Origin of the sequence: Planktothrix sp. PCC 11201, from assembly GCF_900009135.1 — a bacterium.
Taxonomy (GTDB): Bacteria; Cyanobacteriota; Cyanobacteriia; order Cyanobacteriales; family Microcoleaceae; genus Planktothrix.
In genome coordinates this window covers 244,369-262,513 of the sequence record NZ_LT797710.1, presented here as the reverse complement: position 1 = coordinate 262,513, position 18,145 = coordinate 244,369, and the positions used below count along the sequence as shown (strand labels likewise).

Sequence of the window (18,145 nt, the reverse complement as noted above, 5' to 3'; positions counted from 1 at the left end):
ATTACCGTACTTGATTTTTACACATTTGGGGGACAATGGGTTCAATCATCCGTCAACCGCCTGCTGTCATTGGTTCTTGAATTAACTTTAAAGGGTTGGAAAAATGCTTAAACATCTCTATGAAAAAGATTTTCAACTTTGGCTTCAGCAAACAATTGAACAGTTAGAACAAGGCAATTTTGCTGCTGTGGATATGGAACATTTAGTTGAGGAGTTAACCGAGTTGGGAAAATCGGAAAAAAATCGTCTGGAAAGTAATTTGATGGTTCTATTGGCGCATTTACTCAAGTTAGGGGTGCAAGAAGATGCACCAGAAATGATGAAAGGAAGTTGGTATAATTCTGTTGATGAACATCGTCAGCGTGTTCAAAAGCAACTACAACAAACTCCTTCTTTAAAATCTTATTTAAAAACTGCCCTGGAAACGGCTTATGTTGATGGTCGTCGGTTAGCAATTAAAGAAGGAAAACGCGCTCAATTTGGGGTTCGTATTCCTAATCAAGAAGAATATCCTCAGATTTGTCCGTTTTCACTTGAACAAATTTTAGATGAAGATTTTTATGGTTAAAATCCTTAACTAATAAACTGAGTTTCTAGGGAAGAAAACCGCCGGAGAAATATGAAAAATATGAAGATTAACTAGACTTGAATTGTTAAAGGCTTAGGAAGTTCTTTTCCTCTCGCCTGATAATCTTCAATTAAAAGTTCTAATACTTCCTGACTATTTTTTAAGGCTTCTTCGTAGGTTTCCCCATGAGTATGAGCATAAGGCCCAAATTCAGGTAAACTCACCACATATTTTTGATCTTCGTCTGACCATTGAATTAAAATACTATATTGAGAGTTCATTGTTCATCCTCCTGTTGTAACTGTTTTAAATCTCTAAGTGCATTTCTAACATCTCGTTCTTGATAACGATCTGCATCACTTCCATCTTTCCCAGAAATAGTTAGACTATATTCTAATAAAGAATGATTCCATACAGTATGACTCCCTTTACCGGAACGATATAAAAATCCTGCTTTAAGTAGCATAGCTTTTATTTCTCGAATTTTCTTTGGCACGAATTTATTTTCCTCCTTCAGACAATTTCCTTAACCCAAAAGTTTTAGCTACTGTCGCATAAATTTTCGGAAATGGGATTATTTAATCTACAAGCCTAATTTGACTTTCATGAATCCAACCATCTGCACCCTCGCAAGCTGGGGTTCGATACCAACCATTTACAGCGTTCCCAGAAATCCAAACCCTTCTTTTGTCAGGGATCGTACATAGGACTTCACCATTCCATTAGGAGAATATCGTACATTAGAAGGTGGATCATAAACAATCCAAGTTTTCTCTCTTGTACGTTGGCTTGGCTGACTCTGATTAGATTGACGATATTGACTGTTAATTGCAATTCCACAGGCTGTAGATATAAGATTTTGCGTTGCTTGAGATTGAGGAGTATAGTGTGTCGAATCCCCTTCTACAACCCAATATTTATATCTACAGCTAATGCTTGCATCTATTCTTTCGTTATCCAGATAATATGTCGCAGTTATGAATAATCCAGTACCTGATGGTGTGCCTCTTGAGACAGAATCAGTTTGATAAAAAAGATTTTTGCACTTCCTCCGCATCCGGAATCACAACCAAACCATAGAAGAAAGGAAGTTAGATAGGTGGTATTGAGGCGGGGTATCAATTATGCAACTAAATCCGGTTAATGGTTTTGGGATGACAGCACCGACAACAGCAGAGGTCTCTCCTGAAGGTTTACGCTCCCTGGTGCGTCAAATTGAGGCGGAATTATATTGTAGTGAAGTCTATAATATTGCTCTCAAAAGTTTACAAAAAATGTTAGGACAGGCGGCTAGTAAAGCTGAAATTGTGATTAAAGCCGTGGGACGAGAAGCCATTCAATTGTCTTTAAAGCAAATAGCCAGACAAGAAACAGCGATTATTTCTACCCTGTCTTCTGCTGCTAATCATTCTATTTCCGTAACTGCTATTCCCTCGAATGATTCAGATAGTTCTACTCCTACAGAAATTCAAACGGTTGTTGTTTCTCCCCTGGGGTTAGTTGCGGGATATCAAGCACCGGATTTAACGGTAGAATCTCCAGAAAAAACTCCGGGTGTTTCTGAATCAGATAATATTCCTAAAACTAAAACTAAAAATAAACCTCAGAATCAAGCAGAAATTAACCATCAAATTCAGGAAAAACAAAAGATCTATTTACAAGAAATTGGGATAGAACTGCGTAATGCTCGAGAATCCTATAGTCTTACATTACAGCAAATGCACTATTTTACTTTAGTTCCTCTCCATCATTTAGAGGCTTTAGAACAGGGAAAACTTGAGGCTTTACCCGAAGATATTTATATTCGCGGGTTTATTTATCGGGTGGCGAATGCCTTGGGATTAGAAGGAGGAAAAATGGCATCATCTTTTCCTTGTTTGGAATTTAATCAACCCGTAGGAAAGTCTAATTCTAAGGTTGATGTGGATTCAGAATTTTACCTCAATTCAGCCCATTTATATTTAGGTTATGCGGCTATTTTAGCAAGTTCTATGGGAGGAGTTGCCTGGTTATCTCAACAAAGTGTTCCTGATGTGACTCTCCCTCCCGATATTCAGAATTTATTAGAACAACAAGTTCCTCAATCTCGCCATCAAGAACCAACAAATCCTATACCCGGGAGACAATCACAAACCCATGATATTCAGATTAGCTCGGATTTTTCTCCGCCAGAAATGATGGAGGTTGCAACTTCTTAAACCTACTTAATTATATCCTATATTTTCTTAAAAATCAAGGATAAATTATTAGCGGGCATGGGGATAACTTCTACTAATTGCAAATTTTCTAATGTTGCAATTTCGCTCACCGCCTCCAAATCCCTGACTCCCCATTCTGGATTAGATAACCGCAAAGAAGTATCAAACTCTTGATTACTGGGTGCGGTATGTTTGCCATTTTGTTTATAGGGGCCGTATAAATATAAAATTCCTCCTGGGGGTAAAATTCGATTTGCACCTGCCATTAATTTGAGGCAAGCTGACCAGGGGGAAATATGAATCATATTAATATTAACAATGGCAGTAATCGGAAATTCCTGTAAGCAAAAGGGAAATTTTAAATCGGGATTTTCGACTAACCAAATAGATTTTTGTACATCTAATTCTAAAGGAGGAAATAAATTATCTGAAGGAAAATAGGTTTCCCAAGCTAAAATACTCGCTTGCAAAATCGGATTAACTTCCGATGGCAACCATTTTCTCGGCTTCAATTCAGGTGCAAAAAATACCGCGTGTTGTCCCGTACCACTGGCAATTTCTAACACCGTCCCATTCACCGGAAGTACCCGTTTTAAGACCTCTAAAATGGGTTGTTGATTTCGTTCTGTCGCCGGGGCATATTGTCGAGCATCGTGGGAAATATTCATTTTATTCATGGGTAATGGGTAATGGGTAATGGGTAATAAACTGATAACTGATGACTGATTTTACCATTGAGGATTAGATTCAACAAAAGCTGTTACAATATCTGGAGGAACAGGTTTAAGAAAGAAATAACCTTGGGCATATCCACATCCTAAAGACCGTAATTGTGCCAATTGATAAGCGGTTTCTACCCCTTCTGCAATCACCTCTTTATTTAAGGCATGAGCTAACCGAATAATCGTGCGGACAATGACTAAATTTTCTCCTGCTTCATCTGCTTCTATTTTCCCCACAAAAGACCGATCAATTTTAAGTGTATCAATGGGAAATCGAGGTAAATAACTTAAAGAAGAAAACCCCGTCCCAAAATCATCAATACTTAATTTTAACCCTAGGGATTTTAATTGTTTTAATAAATTAATAGTTGCCTCCAAATCATCCATAATCACACTTTCTGTAATTTCCAATCTCAACCCATTGGGGTTAATTTCTGAAGTTTGAATAATCTCTTGAATTTGTTCGATTAAATCAATTTGAAAAAACTGTCTGGCAGATAAGTTAACTCCTAAAATTAATTCGGGTTGCCAATGAAATTGTTGTTGCCAAATTTTTAATTGATTACAGGCTTCTTGAATTGCCCATTTCCCCATGGGGACAATCAATCCCGTCTCTTTTGCCGTAGCCATAAATCGTTCTGGGGTAACTAATCCTTCCCCGGGATGTTGCCAACGAATTAAAGCCTCAAACCCAGAAATTTGACCGGATTTCAATTCAATCACTGGTTGATAATATAACACAAATTCTTGACGTTCTAGGGCTAATCTCAAAGAGGTTTCTAATTCTAATTGCTCAATGCCATTAACGTGCATGGTCTGTTCAAAAACCTGGATCATTCCCTTTCCTAAACTTCGGGCGCGATACATGGCAGTATGGGCATTTCTTAATAAATAATCTGCCTTTCCTTCGGCGGTTTCACTAAAAGCAATTCCCATACTTAAAGTCATAAAAATATTATGATTATTCAAGTTAAAAGGAGAAAGGAGAGTATTTTGAATGCGATTGGCGACAAAAATAGCATTTTCAGGGGACTTTAAATGTTCAATTAAAATCGCAAATTCATCTCCACCCAGCCTAGCAATAATATCTTTATTTCTCAAACAATGCTTGATTCTTTGGACAATCTCAATTAATAATTGATTTCCCGCTTCATATCCTAAACTATCATTAATTCTTTTAAATCGATCAATATTTAAAAACAGAACTGCACATTGAGATTGCTCATTCTTTGTATTTACAATTGACCATCCCACCCGATCTAAAAATAAAATACGGTTAGGTAATCCGGTCAGGGCATCATGCAAAGAATTATGAATTTGTTTATAAGCAATTACCCCTATTCCTGACAAAAATAAGGAGAAGATAGGAGCAATAACAGGAACCCAAATATTTAATAAAAATACTCCATAGCTCGTTCCCAATAAACTCACAATTCCGATTATTAAAGCTACTCCCTGATTCAGAGGATGGGAAATTTGCCACATTAATATCCCTCCAACTATTGCCCAAATTCCTATCCACAATAGTTCTAAAGATTGGGGCATAAACCTAAATAAATCTGAAGGATATAAAATTTGGGATAATAGATTGGGAGATTGATAACTTAGGGTAGAATTAATAATCTGGCTCACCATTTGAGCATGAATCAGTACCCCAGGCATTTTAAAATCATCCCCAGCCTTCATACTATAGGGGGTTAAAAAAACATCGGGAATACTCGGGGCGGTTGTCCCAATTAAGACAATTTTATTTTTAATCCAATTGGGATTAACTTGATTTGATAAAACCTCTCCGATACTGACAATTCTAGCAATTTCTGGAGTCCGATAATTGAGCAGAATTTGGTATCCTCGGTCATCGATATTAGCATAGCCTCCATCTCCCGATTTTAAAGGGAAAAATATGCTATTTTTAAGTTCCATGTATTGGGGATATCGGCTATTATTCTTAGGTTCAATTCCCTGGGCTTTTAAGTAAGTTAATGCTAGTTGTAAAGAAAAAGCAAAAACCGTTTGATTATCCTGGCCACTGGCAAATAATAACTGGCGACGCACCACCCCATCCGGGTCTAATACTAAATCATTAAATCCAATTTGCTCTGGAGAAATTCCCGGGGGCGGTGACACACTGGGATTTTTAGAATTGCCGATTTTAGTAATTACAATGACATTATCTGCTTTTAACTGCTGTAATAATTGGGTACCCCCCGGTTCTCGGGGTAAATCTCGGTATAAATCTAAGCCAATTACCCGGGGTTGATGTTGTTGAAGTTGAGAAAAAACCTGTGCCAAAATTTTATCCGTCAACGGCCATTGTTTTTGAGATTGGATATCATCTTCAGTAATAGCAACAATTAATAAGTGAGGGTCAGGTTCAGGCATAGACCGCAAACAGACCAACGCATCAAACATTCTTAATTCTAAAGGTTCTAACCAGCCTAATTTTTGACATCCGACCACAAGCACCGTAACGATTAAACTGGTCGATAAAGCCGGGGATAACCGGACTAAGGAGGGTAAAACTTCCCCTTCATCTCCGGGCATCGGTAAGGATAACCAAGTTTTGAGAAAACGCAACTTTCGAGAAAACATGAATTTAAGGTAAAATACAAATACCGAAAGGATTTTAATTAAATACTCCTTCTAGGTATAATTTACGCGAAATCTTTTCTGTGACTGGAAATTTTGACCGAGATCTATTGAATTTATTATGACTAATTCCCTTCCTATTCCTGTAATTGTTAATGGCGCTGGCGGAAAAATGGGCCGCGAAGTGATTAAAGCGGTCGCCGCCTCTCCCGATATGACCTTGTTAGGGGCGATTGATCATAACCCGGCTTATCAAGAACAAGATGCGGGAACTTTAGTCGGAATTGAACCCTTGGAAGTTCCGATTACTAATGACCGAGAAGGAATGTTAGCCATGGCAGCCCAGGAAAAACAGCCCGGGGTGATGGTAGATTTTACCCATCCTGATTCAGTGTACGACAATATTCGGGCGGCGATCGCCTATGGGGTGCGTCCAGTTGTGGGAACTACGGGGTTAAGTCCGGCACAGATTCAAGACTTAGCAGAATTTGCGGATAAAGCCAGTATGGGGTGTTTGCTGATCCCTAATTTTTCCATTGGCATGGTGTTATTACAACAAGCAGCAATTGCCGCCTCTCGCTATTTTGATCATGTAGAAATTATCGAATTACATCATAATCAAAAAGCCGATGCTCCCAGTGGTACAGCCATTCAAACGGCACAATTATTAGCAGAATTAGGGAAAACCTATAATTCTCCTCTGGTCACGGAAACCGAAAAAATCACGGGGGCAAGGGGGGCCGAAGCTGGAGAGGGAATTAGAATTCATAGTATCCGTTTACCCGGATTAATTGCCCATCAAGAGGTGATTTTTGGGGCTGCGGGTCAAGTTTATACCTTGCGTCATGATACTAGCGATCGCTCCTGTTATATGCCCGGAGTTCTACTGGCGATTCGCAAAGTCTTAGCCTTGAAAACCTTGGTTTATGGATTGGAAAAAATTTTATAGTAGGGAACAGGGAACAGGGGAGGCAGGGGAGGCAGGGGAGGCAGGGGGAGTAAACTATTACCTATTACCTATTACCCATTACCTATTCCTTTTTCTCTTTTCCCTTAAATTAAGGATTAGAACACTTAAACTTCCCTTGTCTCGATTAATAACTGATGACTGATAACTGATAACTGGTAACTGAAAAATGCTTGTTCCCATAACTCGTCAAACTTTTGAAGAATTAATTCCATCTGTAGCTACAGGTGAACAATATAAGTATTGTTGGGGAAAACCCAGAGATTTTTTAAAACGTCTATTGGTTTCTGCGGTTTGTTTAGCGGTTTGGATTTTTCTGGAATATACCGTAGAAGGAGATACCCTGAGAATCCTAATATTAATCGCCGGGATTAGCTCCTCTTTATATTGGTTATGGATGCCCGTTTGGGAAGCGAGTTGGCGGAATATTAAATATCGAAAATATCCCTATGCAGGATTTTTACAGGGAAAAATTCTTGATTCTTATATTAGTGAAGCGGTCACAGAACAACAGGAATCTGTGAATAAGCGCGGAGAACTAATTATTATTGAAAACTTGGAAAGAAGAATTAACGTAGAAATCGGAGATGCTACCGGGTTTAGTACCTTAATTCAAGCCCCCCTAAATCGCAATCATAAACGCTTACGTCGAGGTCAAGTTGCCCAGATGATTGTGATGTCTTATTTAGATGATTTAAGCGAAATTAATGAAGTTTCCGATGTCTATATTCCCAGTCAAAATCTCTGGATTAGTGACTATCCCTACGTCCGTCGAGATATTTTTAGAGAAATTAGTCATCGCTTCCAGTCCCGTCGTCCCAAAAAAGCACCCCCCTCTCCCCAGACTTCTGCTATTGAACGTTATCAACCCGCAAACGGTTATGATCAGGTTTATGATGATGATCAACCCTAACCTCAAAATCCCCCAAAATAGATTAACTAATCTAATACCTACAACCGAATAATTTTAAAATTTAAAATTATCCCCATTTCACAATTCTTAATAAAAGCCCAATTATTGAGAATAACTTCTATTAAGCCCACCACTTGACAATACTTTCAGCGAATGTTAGAGTTTTAGTAAATAGACTAAGATAGCCTTTCTTATAACCATACCCCAAATCAGGAGCCCCAAAGCCTATAAAAACTCTAAAAATCAACCAAAACCCCAAAAACCACCCCTAAAAAAAACCCATAATTAACTTTTTAAATTCCACCCTTTCCGAACACCCCTTGACAAAAACACCAAAATATGATATGGGAATCAGCAGGTTAGTATGTACAACCCCTTTGTGTCTTTGTGGTTAAATTAATTAATTAATTCCCATTCCCTTCTCGACCATAGGCTTGCCAAGCCAGATCCACCAAAGCATCCACCAAAGCCACGGCTACCACCGCACTGCCCTTGCGTCCATCAATCCGAATATGGGGAACCATCGAATCATTCAAACGAGACTTAGCCACATCAGCCCCAACAAAACCCGAAGGGGTGGCAATCACCAAAGCCGGCTTAATTTCCTCCGCCTCAATTAAATCGACTATCCCAGAAAGGGCCGTTTGTTCCTGACCAATCACAAAAATCGCCTCGGGATAGCGCCGGGCCAACGTCTCAATTCCCCAAGCCGAGCGAGTTTTTTCCCGTTGCGGTCGAGTTACCGCCTCCATGGAACAATAAACCGGATTCGCAAAAGTCGAAAGAATGCGAGGAGTAATCCCGACTTGTACCATGGGGACATCCACCACAATCGTTGTCCGGGCAGCTAAGGCCGCCGCCCCACCTTGTAAAGCTTGGTCAGAAAACCGCACTAAACTTTTATACTCAAAATCCGCCGTCGCATAGACCACCCGGCGCACAATTTCATATTCGGCTGGCGAAAAGACATGATCGCCAATTTCATCGTCAATAATTCCTAAACTCTGGGCATCCGTAATATGCCATTCCATTGTGACTCGCCGATTATTACTGAAGTTCTGGGGCTAAATAAAGTTTACTTAGGGGAACCAGATTACAACTCACCCAGTGTATCAGGTTGTTGCCGTGATTTCCAAAAAAAGTGAGGGAAAATCGGTCAGACTCTATTAACTCCCACCGACTTTCCTCACTCTGCTTAACCTTCCTGGGAGAAGGACTGATTTAATATCGGAGTCAGATAGGCTACTAAGAAACCAATTAAAAACCCCGAAATATTGCGGACAAGGGGAAGCCATTCTTGGGTACGGGAGATCACCGGGCCAATTCCGAAGGCAATAAATAAAATTCCCCATAGCGGCGAGAAAATTAACGCCCACTGCCAGGAAATCAATTGTCCCGACTTGCGGGGAATACTTGCCACACCACAAATAACCCCACCGATAGCAGAAGTAATGAGGGTTAAAATCCATTGTTCTGGAGGAAGTCCCGGAACTACCCGACAACCGCCTTGGATTAAACAACTTTGAATGGTATCAATCGATTGAATAATTGATTGGTCTTCGCCATTTTCTCTCACAAAATATTGATTTCCGAAGCGAGTTTGTAACTCCACCCAGAATGTCCGAGATAGGAAGGGGTAAATCTGACGACCGACGCTAAAGTTTAGGATATTGCCACCCCGCTCATCGGCGACGACTAATACACTTTTATCATCGAGTCCCCAATAGTCCTTAACGGCGCGACCGGGGGTTTGGTCAAATTGAGTTAATACCCGAACTTTCCAACCCGTTTGGGTTTCAAAGTTTTCTATGTCCTTGGCTAAGATATTTTCTTGGACATCGGTAAAAATTCCCGCCAGGTCAATGACCGGAGTTTGAATTTCAGGAAGTAACTCAGGATTATTAAACGCATGAGCAACCGGGGTAATTGCCCAAGTGGAGAGGGTTATAGCTAATATAGCAATAGAGAGAAGCAATCTATTGAGCCAATTCTGTTGCATGGGAGATCCTATAAATGTTTATAAGTGTGATCAATATTGGTTTTTTGTTAACCGAGAGATCATCAGACTCTCATTTTCTTTACAATTTTTAACTTTATCATAAAGTTACCACGCAGCGAGCAGATACGGGCCAGAGGCGGAGGCAAAATTTCACCCGTCGCTGGCCTAATTATTTTTCGCCAAGAAAGAAACCGGGTTTCTGACCCAATTATTAAAATAAAACCCGTAGGGGCGGGTTCGACAAAGTTTTTCAAATCCGAAAAATAATCTTGATAAACCCGCCCGACCTCACCAAAATTTAACGTTAATAAAACCGGGTTGATATTGATTCCTATTATGGAGTTGGGTGGGTTTATTTAGGTTAATTATTGTTAACAAAAATCCCGTCTAACCCGCCCCTACATTCACTAAAACCGTAGGGGCGGGTTCGACAAAATCTTTCAAATCTGACAAATAATCTTAATAAACCCGCCCGACTCACCAAAATTTAACGTTAATAAAACCGGGTTGATATTGATTCCTATTATTGGGTTGGGCGGGTTTATTTGGGTTAATTATTATTAACAAAAATCCCGGCGAACCCGCCCCTACATTCAATCAATGTCATCAATCTTTACGAATATCTGTAAGCCTTATATGTTACATTCATCAAGTCTCGACGCGAGAGAAGAAACAAACAAAGCCACCTCACCAAAGCCGCCCGTTCCAGGCCCACCATTTAGCTGACTTTAATTCTGTATTGGGTTGGGGTGTTGGTTTAACTTTTAATTGTAATGCTTCTAATACTTCTTGAGCAGTTTGAAAACAAGTCTCGACGCGAGAGAAGAGACCAACCCCACCCACCCCATAACGACCCCACCCGACCCCCAAACGGCCTGATAGAAAGGGGAGGTAGCCTACTGGTGCTGTCTGATTGAATTTTAGATCTTCGTAATATAACCAGCTACCTCCTACACGCCAACCCACCTGATCACCAAACGCTTCCCAGACTTTATCCTCATAACTCCGGGTTCCACCCAGACTTTGATAGATGCGCTTCTGTACCGAAAATCCGAAGCGTCCATTGCTATATTTTACCCAAAGTTGGTCAATGGTGCGTAAATCCTCACAGGAAAAATTATCAATATCTTCAACCCTTAACCATCCTTCCTTTGTTCTTCCGGCGACTTCTAACATTTTATTGGCCGTTTCTTCATCAGCTTCTTTCCATTTTCTCGCTTTCAAAAATTGTTCTAATTGACGATAATTAATTCCTTTAGCTGGCTTTAATTCTATATTGGGTTGGGGTGTTGGTTGGGGAGTTGGTTTGACTGTTGGTGGCGGTGTAAATTGTGGTGTTGGTGGTGATATCGGTTTAACGGTTAATTGTAATGCTTCTAATACTTCTTGAGCCGTTTGAAAACGGTTTTTTGTTCCCTGTTGTAAGAGTTTATCTAAGACTTGACCCAAAGTATTATTGACTTTAACTGTTAAATAATCTCGCCAAACCCAATCACATTCACTACTATCAAATAAATCAAACGGTTCAATATTAGTTAATAAATGAATACAAGTTACCCCTAAACTATATAAATCACTAGCAAAAGTCGCTTTTCCTATCGCTTGTTCGGGTGCAGTATATTGGGCTGAACCAATAACTGTTCCTGTCCTCGCCAACGCCGTGTGGGTGGCTGCTTTAGCTGCTCCAAAATCAACTAAAAATAATTTATTATCGCTTTTTCTTCTAATAATATTTTCCGGTTTAATATCTCGATGAATTACCTGTTTTTGATGAATAAACGCTAAAACAGGCAATAAATCTCCTAAAAGATTAATAATTTTAGTTTCTGAAAATGCCCCAGTTTGAGCTAATTCTTGTAATAAATTTTGTCCTTCAATATATTCTTGAACTAGATATTGACGGTTATCTTGGATTAAATAGGCGAATAATTCAGGAATTTGTTGATGTTTGCCTAAATGTTCTAATTGTATCGCTTCCTGTTTAAAAAGTTCTCCCGCTTTTTCTTGAGTATTCGTACCTTGATCTTTCGGTAAAAATTGTTTAATTACACAATAGGGTTGAGAAGGTTTCTGCTCATCAACCGCTAGAAACGTCCGACCAAAACCTCCTTGTCCTAATATTTCTAACGCCCGATATCGATCTGTTAACAGTAATTTAGAACCACACTTTTGACAAAAGGCTGTTTTAGAGTTAATTTGTGAACAACCGGGGTTAAGGCATTTACTCATGTTTAAGCCTATGGATAGATGACAATGCTGATTTAATTATAGCCGTAAGTGGTTCTGCTTGTATCAAGAAATCCCACTAAACTAGGTTTCTGTAATAACTTTTTTTACTAATGGCTAATCACTTTTTTCTATCCCCTATTCCCTATTTTCTTTTTCCTCCTGTTCCCTTTTCCCTATTCCCTGCTATTGAGATTAACAATTGGTTTCACAAGCCCCAATACTCACCCAACTACTTGAACCATCTTTCCCATGTTCTTTTTTCCAAATCGGTGCTGTATGCTTTAAGGTATCAATCGCATATTGACAGGCTTCAAAGGCTTCTCGACGGTGAGGACAACCCACTGCAATTAAAACACTAATTTCACCAATTCTTAACCGTCCAATACGATGATGAATCACCACACGGGTCACATCTGACCAGGAAGTGCGAATATCTGTGGCAATTTTTTCAAATACCCTTATCGCCATCGGTTGATAGGCTTGATATTCTAAAGATTCTACGGGCTGACCATTGGTTTGATTTCTCACCATTCCACTCATCACCACAATGGCCCCATTTCTTTGATCATCGGCTAAAGTATAAATTTCCTCTAATAAAAGAGGCGCAATTGTAATTAAAAAACTATCCTGAAACTGAGGTTTATTTTCCGTTAATTTCGGTTCCAAACTATTAGAAATAATCACAACCTTAAACTCCTAAATTAACTAATTAACCTGTAGGGGCGGGTTTATTGAGATCTTTGTTAATCACCTAAATCTCGATGAACCCGCCCCTACGAACTTTCCGTTGTCACTAATCCTAGATTAATTATGGATTTAAGGTTGACTGCTATCGGTCGGTTGAGATGGTTCAACCGGTTTTTGATCGGCGAGTTTTAATAGTTCAGGAACTGTGACAAAAGTATAACCCTGCTCTTTGAGTTTTTTGATTACAATGGGTAATGCTTTTACCGTTTCCGAACGATTTCCTCCCCCATCGTGCATTAAAATAATGCCACCGGATTTAGCCTGTTTTAAAACATTATCAATAATTTTGTCCGATGAAGATTTCCAGTCCTGAGAATCCACTGACCACATGATATTCACATGATTCTGCTTCAACGCATAGTCAACTAACCCATTATCCAAAACTCCCCCGGGGGGTCGAAATAAGGGACTTTCAACCCCAGTTACTTCTTCAATTAATTTATTGTTGCTTTCAATTTCCTCCGTGGCTCCGGCTGCACTATATTTTTGGTAGCGATGACTCCAGGAATGGTTAGCAATAACATGACCTTCGTTAACCACTTCCTTGCCAATATCCTTCTGATTTTTTAGAGCATAACCCACCCAAAAGAAAGTAGCTTTAATATTATTATCTTTGAGAATATCTAAAACTTGTCGGGTACTCTTGGGCCAGGGGCCATCATCAAAGGTAAAGGCAATTACTTTTTGTTCCCCAGAAAGACTCACTTGTTTAACGGTTTTCCCTTGAAACTGTTCAGGAATGGTATAGTTAAAGCGTTGAGTTTCTAGTTGTGCTAAGGTCTTTTCCAGGCTCTCCACACCTTGGGAGATCGCCTCTTTCGGATTTAAGTCCGACCTGGATATCTCGGGAGCAGTTGTCTGCACCGAAGCAGTATCTTGAGCTTTTTCAGATCCTTGAGAAATCCTCCTTTGGGGTGGTGAAGAAACCGCAGCAATACCCTGTTTACTGGCGCGTTCAACACGCAGATTAAATGGTAATATCACACCCATCACAAAACTTGTAGTCGCCGCTACAAGAGCAAAGAGGGCGATTTTTTGTTGTCGCAGGATAGGACTATACTGAGCCACGAGATTACTCCTTCACACCGAAATGAATTGTAGAATTGAGATCGATTAAGCTGCACCTAAAAATATCCACCGATCTAACCTGAAGATCAGCATTATAGACGCATAGTTTCAATAAAAAGTCAAGAAAAAGACTACAAATGTAACCTAACTAATTTTCAGAGGTTTCAAGATAAAACCCTTAAAATCTTAGTATATAAAGCTATCAACAGGAATATATTTTTTCTTATGACTAATTTATATTTGATTCGTCATGGCATTGCAGCAGAACGGGGAACCTATGAAAATGATGATCAACGTCCTTTGACCCAAGAAGGCGATCGCAAAACCCGCCAAGTGGCAACTCGCTTGAAACAACTCAACTTACAATTTGATCAAATTCTCACCAGTCCCCTAATTCGCGCCCGTCAAACCGCAGACATCCTCAAAGCCGTAGGATTATCCCCTAACCTAGAGGAATTTGCCCCCTTAGCTCCCGATGGCAAGATTGAGGATTGGATCTCTTGGTACAAAACTTGGCAGTTAACGGGGGGTAAAAGTTTAGCCTTAGTGGGACATCAACCCGATTTAGGATATTGGGCGGAATTATTGATTTGGGGACAGCCTAAAGCATCCCTGATGGTCAAAAAAGCCGGAATTATGGGAATTACCCTGCCCGCCACCCACCCGATGGGGAATAGTCAACTGTTCTGGCTGACTCCCCCCAAATTTTTGTTAAATTAAAGCGCCGAGGGTATTGCATGAGTGTCAGAAAGAGATAACAAAATCCTGTCAAAACGAAAACACTATCAATTGCTCTGGTAATGTAGCTTGATAAATATCCACACACATACACAAACTTCTATGACTACCGTTAGTGAATTCAAACCCGGTCTTGAGGGGGTTCCGGTCACCTTATCCAGTATTAGCTACGTTGATGGACAAAAAGGCATATTAGAGTACCGAGGAATTGGTATTGAACAACTGGCGAACCAGAGTACCTTTCTGGAAACTTCCTATTTACTGATCTGGGGAAAACTCCCCACCAAAGATGAATTAGTCGAATTTGAACATGAAATTCGCTATCATCGACGGATTAAATATCGAATTCGGGACATGATGAAATGTTTCCCCGAAACCGGACATCCCATGGACGCCTTACAAACTTCGGCGGCGGCTTTAGGACTATTCTATTCTCGTCGGGCTTTGGATAATCCCGAATATATTCGAGAAGCCGTTGTTCGGTTAATCGCTAAAATTCCGACAATGGTTGCAGCCTTCCAATTGATGCGAAAGGGTAACGATCCCGTACAACCCCGGGATGATTTGGATTATTCCGCCAACTTTCTCTATATGTTAAATGAGCGCGAACCCGATCCGATCGCGGCACGGGTCTTTGATATTTGTCTCACCCTGCATGCGGAACATACTATTAACGCTTCCACATTCTCAGCCATGGTGACGGCCTCCACCCTCACCGATCCCTATGCGGTGGTGGCTTCTGCTGTAGGAACCTTAGCCGGGCCATTGCACGGAGGAGCGAATGAAGAAGTTTTGACCATGTTAGAAGAAATTGGGTCGGTGGAAAATGTTGGCCCCTATGTGGATCATCTGATTGCTACAAAATCAAAAATCATGGGATTTGGACATCGGGTTTATAAAGTTAAAGATCCCCGGGCTACCATTTTGCAAGAATTGGGAGAGCAACTATTTGAGAAATTTGGTCATGATGAATATTATGAAATTGCTTTGGAATTAGAACGGGTAGTTGCTGATCGTTTAGGGCAAAAAGGCATTTATCCTAACGTTGATTTCTATTCCGGTCTGGTTTACCGCAAATTAAACATTCCCTCCGATCTATTTACCCCGATTTTTGCGATCGCCAGGGTTTCGGGTTGGTTAGCCCACTGGAAAGAACAACTCACCAAAAACCGGATCTTCCGTCCGACTCAAATTTATACCGGTTCCCATAATGAAACCTATATTCCCATTCATGAACGCAACTGCGCCATTAACCTAGAAGGAGAAACCCTGTAAAGCATTTTTACAGCCGCATTCCAGGTGAATTTTCACACTATGACCCTAAAGTTTTGAGAGCAGTCAAACGCTATACTGGTTTACGGCAAAAAATTAGTGATCAGTTCTACACTGATGACTGATGACTGATTACTGATTACTGATTCCATGAACCCAGGAATTGACTTACAAGCAAGTTTTGTAGAAGGCCTCACAGGTCTGGGCCTACCCTTAGAGATTGCCAAATTGTTTTGGCTGCCTCTGCCCATGGGATTAATGATTGTGTCTGCCACCGTTGGTGTTTTAGGAACGGTATGGCTAGAACGGAAAATTTCCGCCGCCGCCCAGCAGCGTATTGGCCCTGAGTATATGGGCCCAATGGGAATCTTAGCCCCTTTAGCCGATGGTTTGAAATTACTGTTCAAAGAAGATACGATTCCCTTTAATGCAGACCCCTGGTTATTTACCTTGGGGCCTGTTATTGTGTCCATTCCCGTGTTTTTGTCCTATTTAATTGTCCCCTTTGGACAAAACATGGTGATTACGGATCTCAGTACCGCCATTTTTCTCTGGATTGCCCTTTCAAGTATTCAACCGATTGGGTTGTTAATGTCCGGTTATGCCTCCAATAATAAATATTCTTTATTGGGAGGGTTACGAGCCGTCGCCCAATCGATTAGCTATGAAATTCCCCTAGCCTTAGCAGTTCTAGCCGTGGTGATGATTTCCAATAGTATGAGTACCTTGGATATCGTGAATCAGCAGTCTGGCTATGGCATTCTGGGGTGGAATATCTGGCGTCAACCCGTGGGCTTCCTAATCTTCTGGATTGCGGCCCTAGCCGAGTGTGAGCGCTTGCCCTTTGACTTACCCGAGGCCGAGGAAGAACTGGTGGCTGGTTATCAGACCGAATATTCGGGGATGAAGTTTGCTCTGTATTATTTAGCATCCTATGTCAACTTGGTACTGTCGGCTTTGATTGTGGCAGTCTTATATTTGGGGGGTTGGGATTTCCCGATTCCGGTAGATGTAGTTGTCCGAGTCTTGGGATTGAGTGAAACCACACCCTGGTTACAGGTGATTTTGGCGATGTTAGGTATCACCATGACGGTTCTCAAAGCCTATCTGTTGGTCTTTACGGCGGTTCTACTACGGTGGACATTACCTCGGGTACGGATTGACCAATTGTTAAATCTAGGCTGGAAATTCCTATTACCCATTGGCTTGGTCAATTTACTATTAACGGCGGCACTCAAGCTGGCTTTTCCCGTTGCTTTTGGCGGATAAGGTGGGTAGCAGTTATCAGTGATCAGTTATCAGTTATCAGTTATTCAGTGTAAGATTTTAATTTGAAAGCTACTGATTACCAACTGAGTCTGAAATGCTGATTACAGATGACTTAAAACTGATTTTTTTCTTTACTGATAACTAATTAATGTTTACTGATAGCTGTTGGAGGGAGACATCATGCTCAAGTTTCTGAACCAAGTTACCGATTACGCGAAGGAAACCTTTCAATCTGCAAAATATATCGGCCAGGGGCTTGGGGTTACCTTTGACCATATGCGTCGTCGCCCCATTACGGTTCAGTACCCTTACGAAAAATTGATTCCTTCTGAACGGTTTCGGGGGCGGATTCATTTTGAATTTGATAAATGTATCTCCTGCGAGGTTTGTGTTCGTGTCTGTCCGATCAATTTGCCCGTTGTCGATTGGAACTATAATAAGGAAACCAAGAAAAAGCAGCTTAAACACTACAGTATTGATTTTGGGGTCTGTATTTTCTGTGGAAACTGTGTGGAATACTGCCCTACCAATTGCCTCTCGATGACGGAGGAATATGAACTAGCGGCCTATGACCGTCATGAGTTGAATTATGACAACGTGGCCCTCGGACGTTTGCCCTATAAGGTGACGAATGATCCCATGGTCACACCGTTGAGGGAGTTCGCTTACCTGCCAGCCGGGGAAATTGACCCCCATGATTTACCGGAAACGGCGGTTCGACCCGGGTTACGCCCAGAATCGATTATTGAACAAAAGTCAAAAGGCAATCAGGAGTAACGCTAGCGTTTCAGGTGCAAGCCACGCATCCAACCACTGATAACTGATGACTGATGACTGATAACTGATTAAACTGATTACTGATAAGG

17 protein-coding genes are annotated in these 18,145 nt (G+C 40.7%); 8 read left to right on the top strand and 9 right to left on the bottom strand.

The window, feature by feature from the left end:
* The first annotated feature begins 103 nt into the window (after positions 1-103).
* Complete coding sequence (locus PL11201_RS20460; RefSeq protein WP_079680713.1) at positions 104-568, top strand: DUF29 domain-containing protein; 465 nt, start codon at positions 104-106, stop codon at positions 566-568.
* 71 nt (positions 569-639) lie between these two features.
* Here PL11201_RS20460 and PL11201_RS20455 read toward each other — a convergent pair whose 3' ends face one another.
* Together PL11201_RS20455 and PL11201_RS20450 are read right to left on the bottom strand one after the other, a co-directional pair.
* Complete coding sequence (locus tag PL11201_RS20455; protein WP_079680712.1) at positions 640-849, bottom strand: type II toxin-antitoxin system HicB family antitoxin; 210 nt, start codon at positions 847-849, stop codon at positions 640-642.
* Entirely contained in the window at positions 846-1,064 is a 219-nt protein-coding gene (locus tag PL11201_RS20450; RefSeq protein ID WP_026795910.1) for a type II toxin-antitoxin system HicA family toxin, read from the bottom strand. Before PL11201_RS20450 ends, PL11201_RS20455 begins: the two co-directional genes overlap by 4 nt.
* 628 nt (positions 1,065-1,692) lie before the next feature.
* Here PL11201_RS20450 and PL11201_RS20445 point away from each other — a divergent pair.
* Positions 1,693-2,766 (top strand): helix-turn-helix domain-containing protein, encoded by a 1,074-nt coding sequence (locus PL11201_RS20445; protein WP_079680711.1) that lies wholly within the window; start codon positions 1,693-1,695, stop codon positions 2,764-2,766.
* 17 nt (positions 2,767-2,783) lie between these two features.
* Here the strand turns inward: PL11201_RS20445 and PL11201_RS20440 are convergent, their stop codons facing one another.
* Together PL11201_RS20440 and PL11201_RS20435 are read right to left on the bottom strand one after the other, a co-directional pair.
* On the bottom strand, positions 2,784-3,434 hold the full coding sequence (locus tag PL11201_RS20440) for a DUF938 domain-containing protein (protein ID WP_079680710.1): 651 nt from the start codon (positions 3,432-3,434) through the stop codon (positions 2,784-2,786).
* 60 nt (positions 3,435-3,494) lie between these two features.
* The gene (locus PL11201_RS20435; protein WP_079680709.1) at positions 3,495-6,080 is read right to left on the bottom strand and encodes an EAL domain-containing protein; all 2,586 of its coding nucleotides are present in this window, start codon (positions 6,078-6,080) and stop codon (positions 3,495-3,497) included.
* A 118-nt stretch (positions 6,081-6,198) separates the two neighbouring features.
* On the opposite strand from PL11201_RS20435, the gene dapB reads away from it, so the two are divergent.
* The gene (gene dapB / locus PL11201_RS20430; RefSeq protein WP_079680708.1) at positions 6,199-7,026 is read left to right on the top strand and encodes a 4-hydroxy-tetrahydrodipicolinate reductase; all 828 of its coding nucleotides are present in this window, start codon (positions 6,199-6,201) and stop codon (positions 7,024-7,026) included.
* Positions 7,027-7,213: 187 nt separating this feature from the next.
* Positions 7,214-7,957 (top strand): phosphate ABC transporter permease, encoded by a 744-nt coding sequence (locus tag PL11201_RS20420; protein ID WP_079680706.1) that lies wholly within the window; start codon positions 7,214-7,216, stop codon positions 7,955-7,957.
* Positions 7,958-8,361: 404 nt separating this feature from the next.
* Here PL11201_RS20420 and PL11201_RS20415 read toward each other — a convergent pair whose 3' ends face one another.
* From PL11201_RS20415 to PL11201_RS20395, 5 genes are all read right to left on the bottom strand, one after another.
* On the bottom strand, positions 8,362-8,988 hold the full coding sequence (locus PL11201_RS20415; protein ID WP_079680705.1) for a precorrin-8X methylmutase: 627 nt from the start codon (positions 8,986-8,988) through the stop codon (positions 8,362-8,364).
* 164 nt (positions 8,989-9,152) lie between these two features.
* On the bottom strand, positions 9,153-9,956 hold the full coding sequence (locus PL11201_RS20410) for a TPM domain-containing protein (protein WP_079680704.1): 804 nt from the start codon (positions 9,954-9,956) through the stop codon (positions 9,153-9,155).
* 687 nt (positions 9,957-10,643) lie between these two features.
* A complete protein-coding gene (locus tag PL11201_RS20405) occupies positions 10,644-12,185 on the bottom strand; it encodes a serine/threonine-protein kinase (protein WP_079680703.1) in 1,542 nt (513 codons plus the stop codon).
* 192 nt (positions 12,186-12,377) lie between these two features.
* Positions 12,378-12,851: a molybdenum cofactor biosynthesis protein MoaE gene (locus tag PL11201_RS20400; protein WP_200816842.1), complete on the bottom strand. Its 474-nt coding sequence runs from the start codon at positions 12,849-12,851 to the stop codon at positions 12,378-12,380.
* A gap of 150 nt (positions 12,852-13,001) precedes the next feature.
* Positions 13,002-14,000, bottom strand: coding sequence for a polysaccharide deacetylase family protein (locus tag PL11201_RS20395; protein ID WP_079680702.1), 999 nt, complete (start codon positions 13,998-14,000; stop codon positions 13,002-13,004).
* A 225-nt stretch (positions 14,001-14,225) separates the two neighbouring features.
* Here PL11201_RS20395 and sixA point away from each other — a divergent pair, with 225 nt between their 5' ends.
* The 4 genes from sixA to ndhI all read left to right on the top strand — a co-directional run bounded on the left by sixA (position 14,226) and on the right by ndhI (position 18,056).
* The gene (gene sixA, locus PL11201_RS20390) at positions 14,226-14,720 is read left to right on the top strand and encodes a phosphohistidine phosphatase SixA (RefSeq protein ID WP_079680701.1); all 495 of its coding nucleotides are present in this window, start codon (positions 14,226-14,228) and stop codon (positions 14,718-14,720) included.
* Positions 14,721-14,840: 120 nt separating this feature from the next.
* Positions 14,841-16,013 carry a citrate synthase gene (locus PL11201_RS20385; RefSeq protein WP_079680700.1) on the top strand — a complete coding sequence of 391 codons (1,173 nt, stop codon included), beginning with the start codon at positions 14,841-14,843 and terminating at the stop codon, positions 16,011-16,013.
* Between the two features lie 147 nt (positions 16,014-16,160).
* Entirely contained in the window at positions 16,161-17,279 is a 1,119-nt protein-coding gene (gene nuoH / locus PL11201_RS20380) for an NADH-quinone oxidoreductase subunit NuoH (protein WP_079680699.1), read from the top strand.
* Between the two features lie 180 nt (positions 17,280-17,459).
* Entirely contained in the window at positions 17,460-18,056 is a 597-nt protein-coding gene (ndhI, locus tag PL11201_RS20375) for an NAD(P)H-quinone oxidoreductase subunit I (protein WP_079680698.1), read from the top strand.
* Positions 18,057-18,145 lie beyond the last annotated feature (89 nt).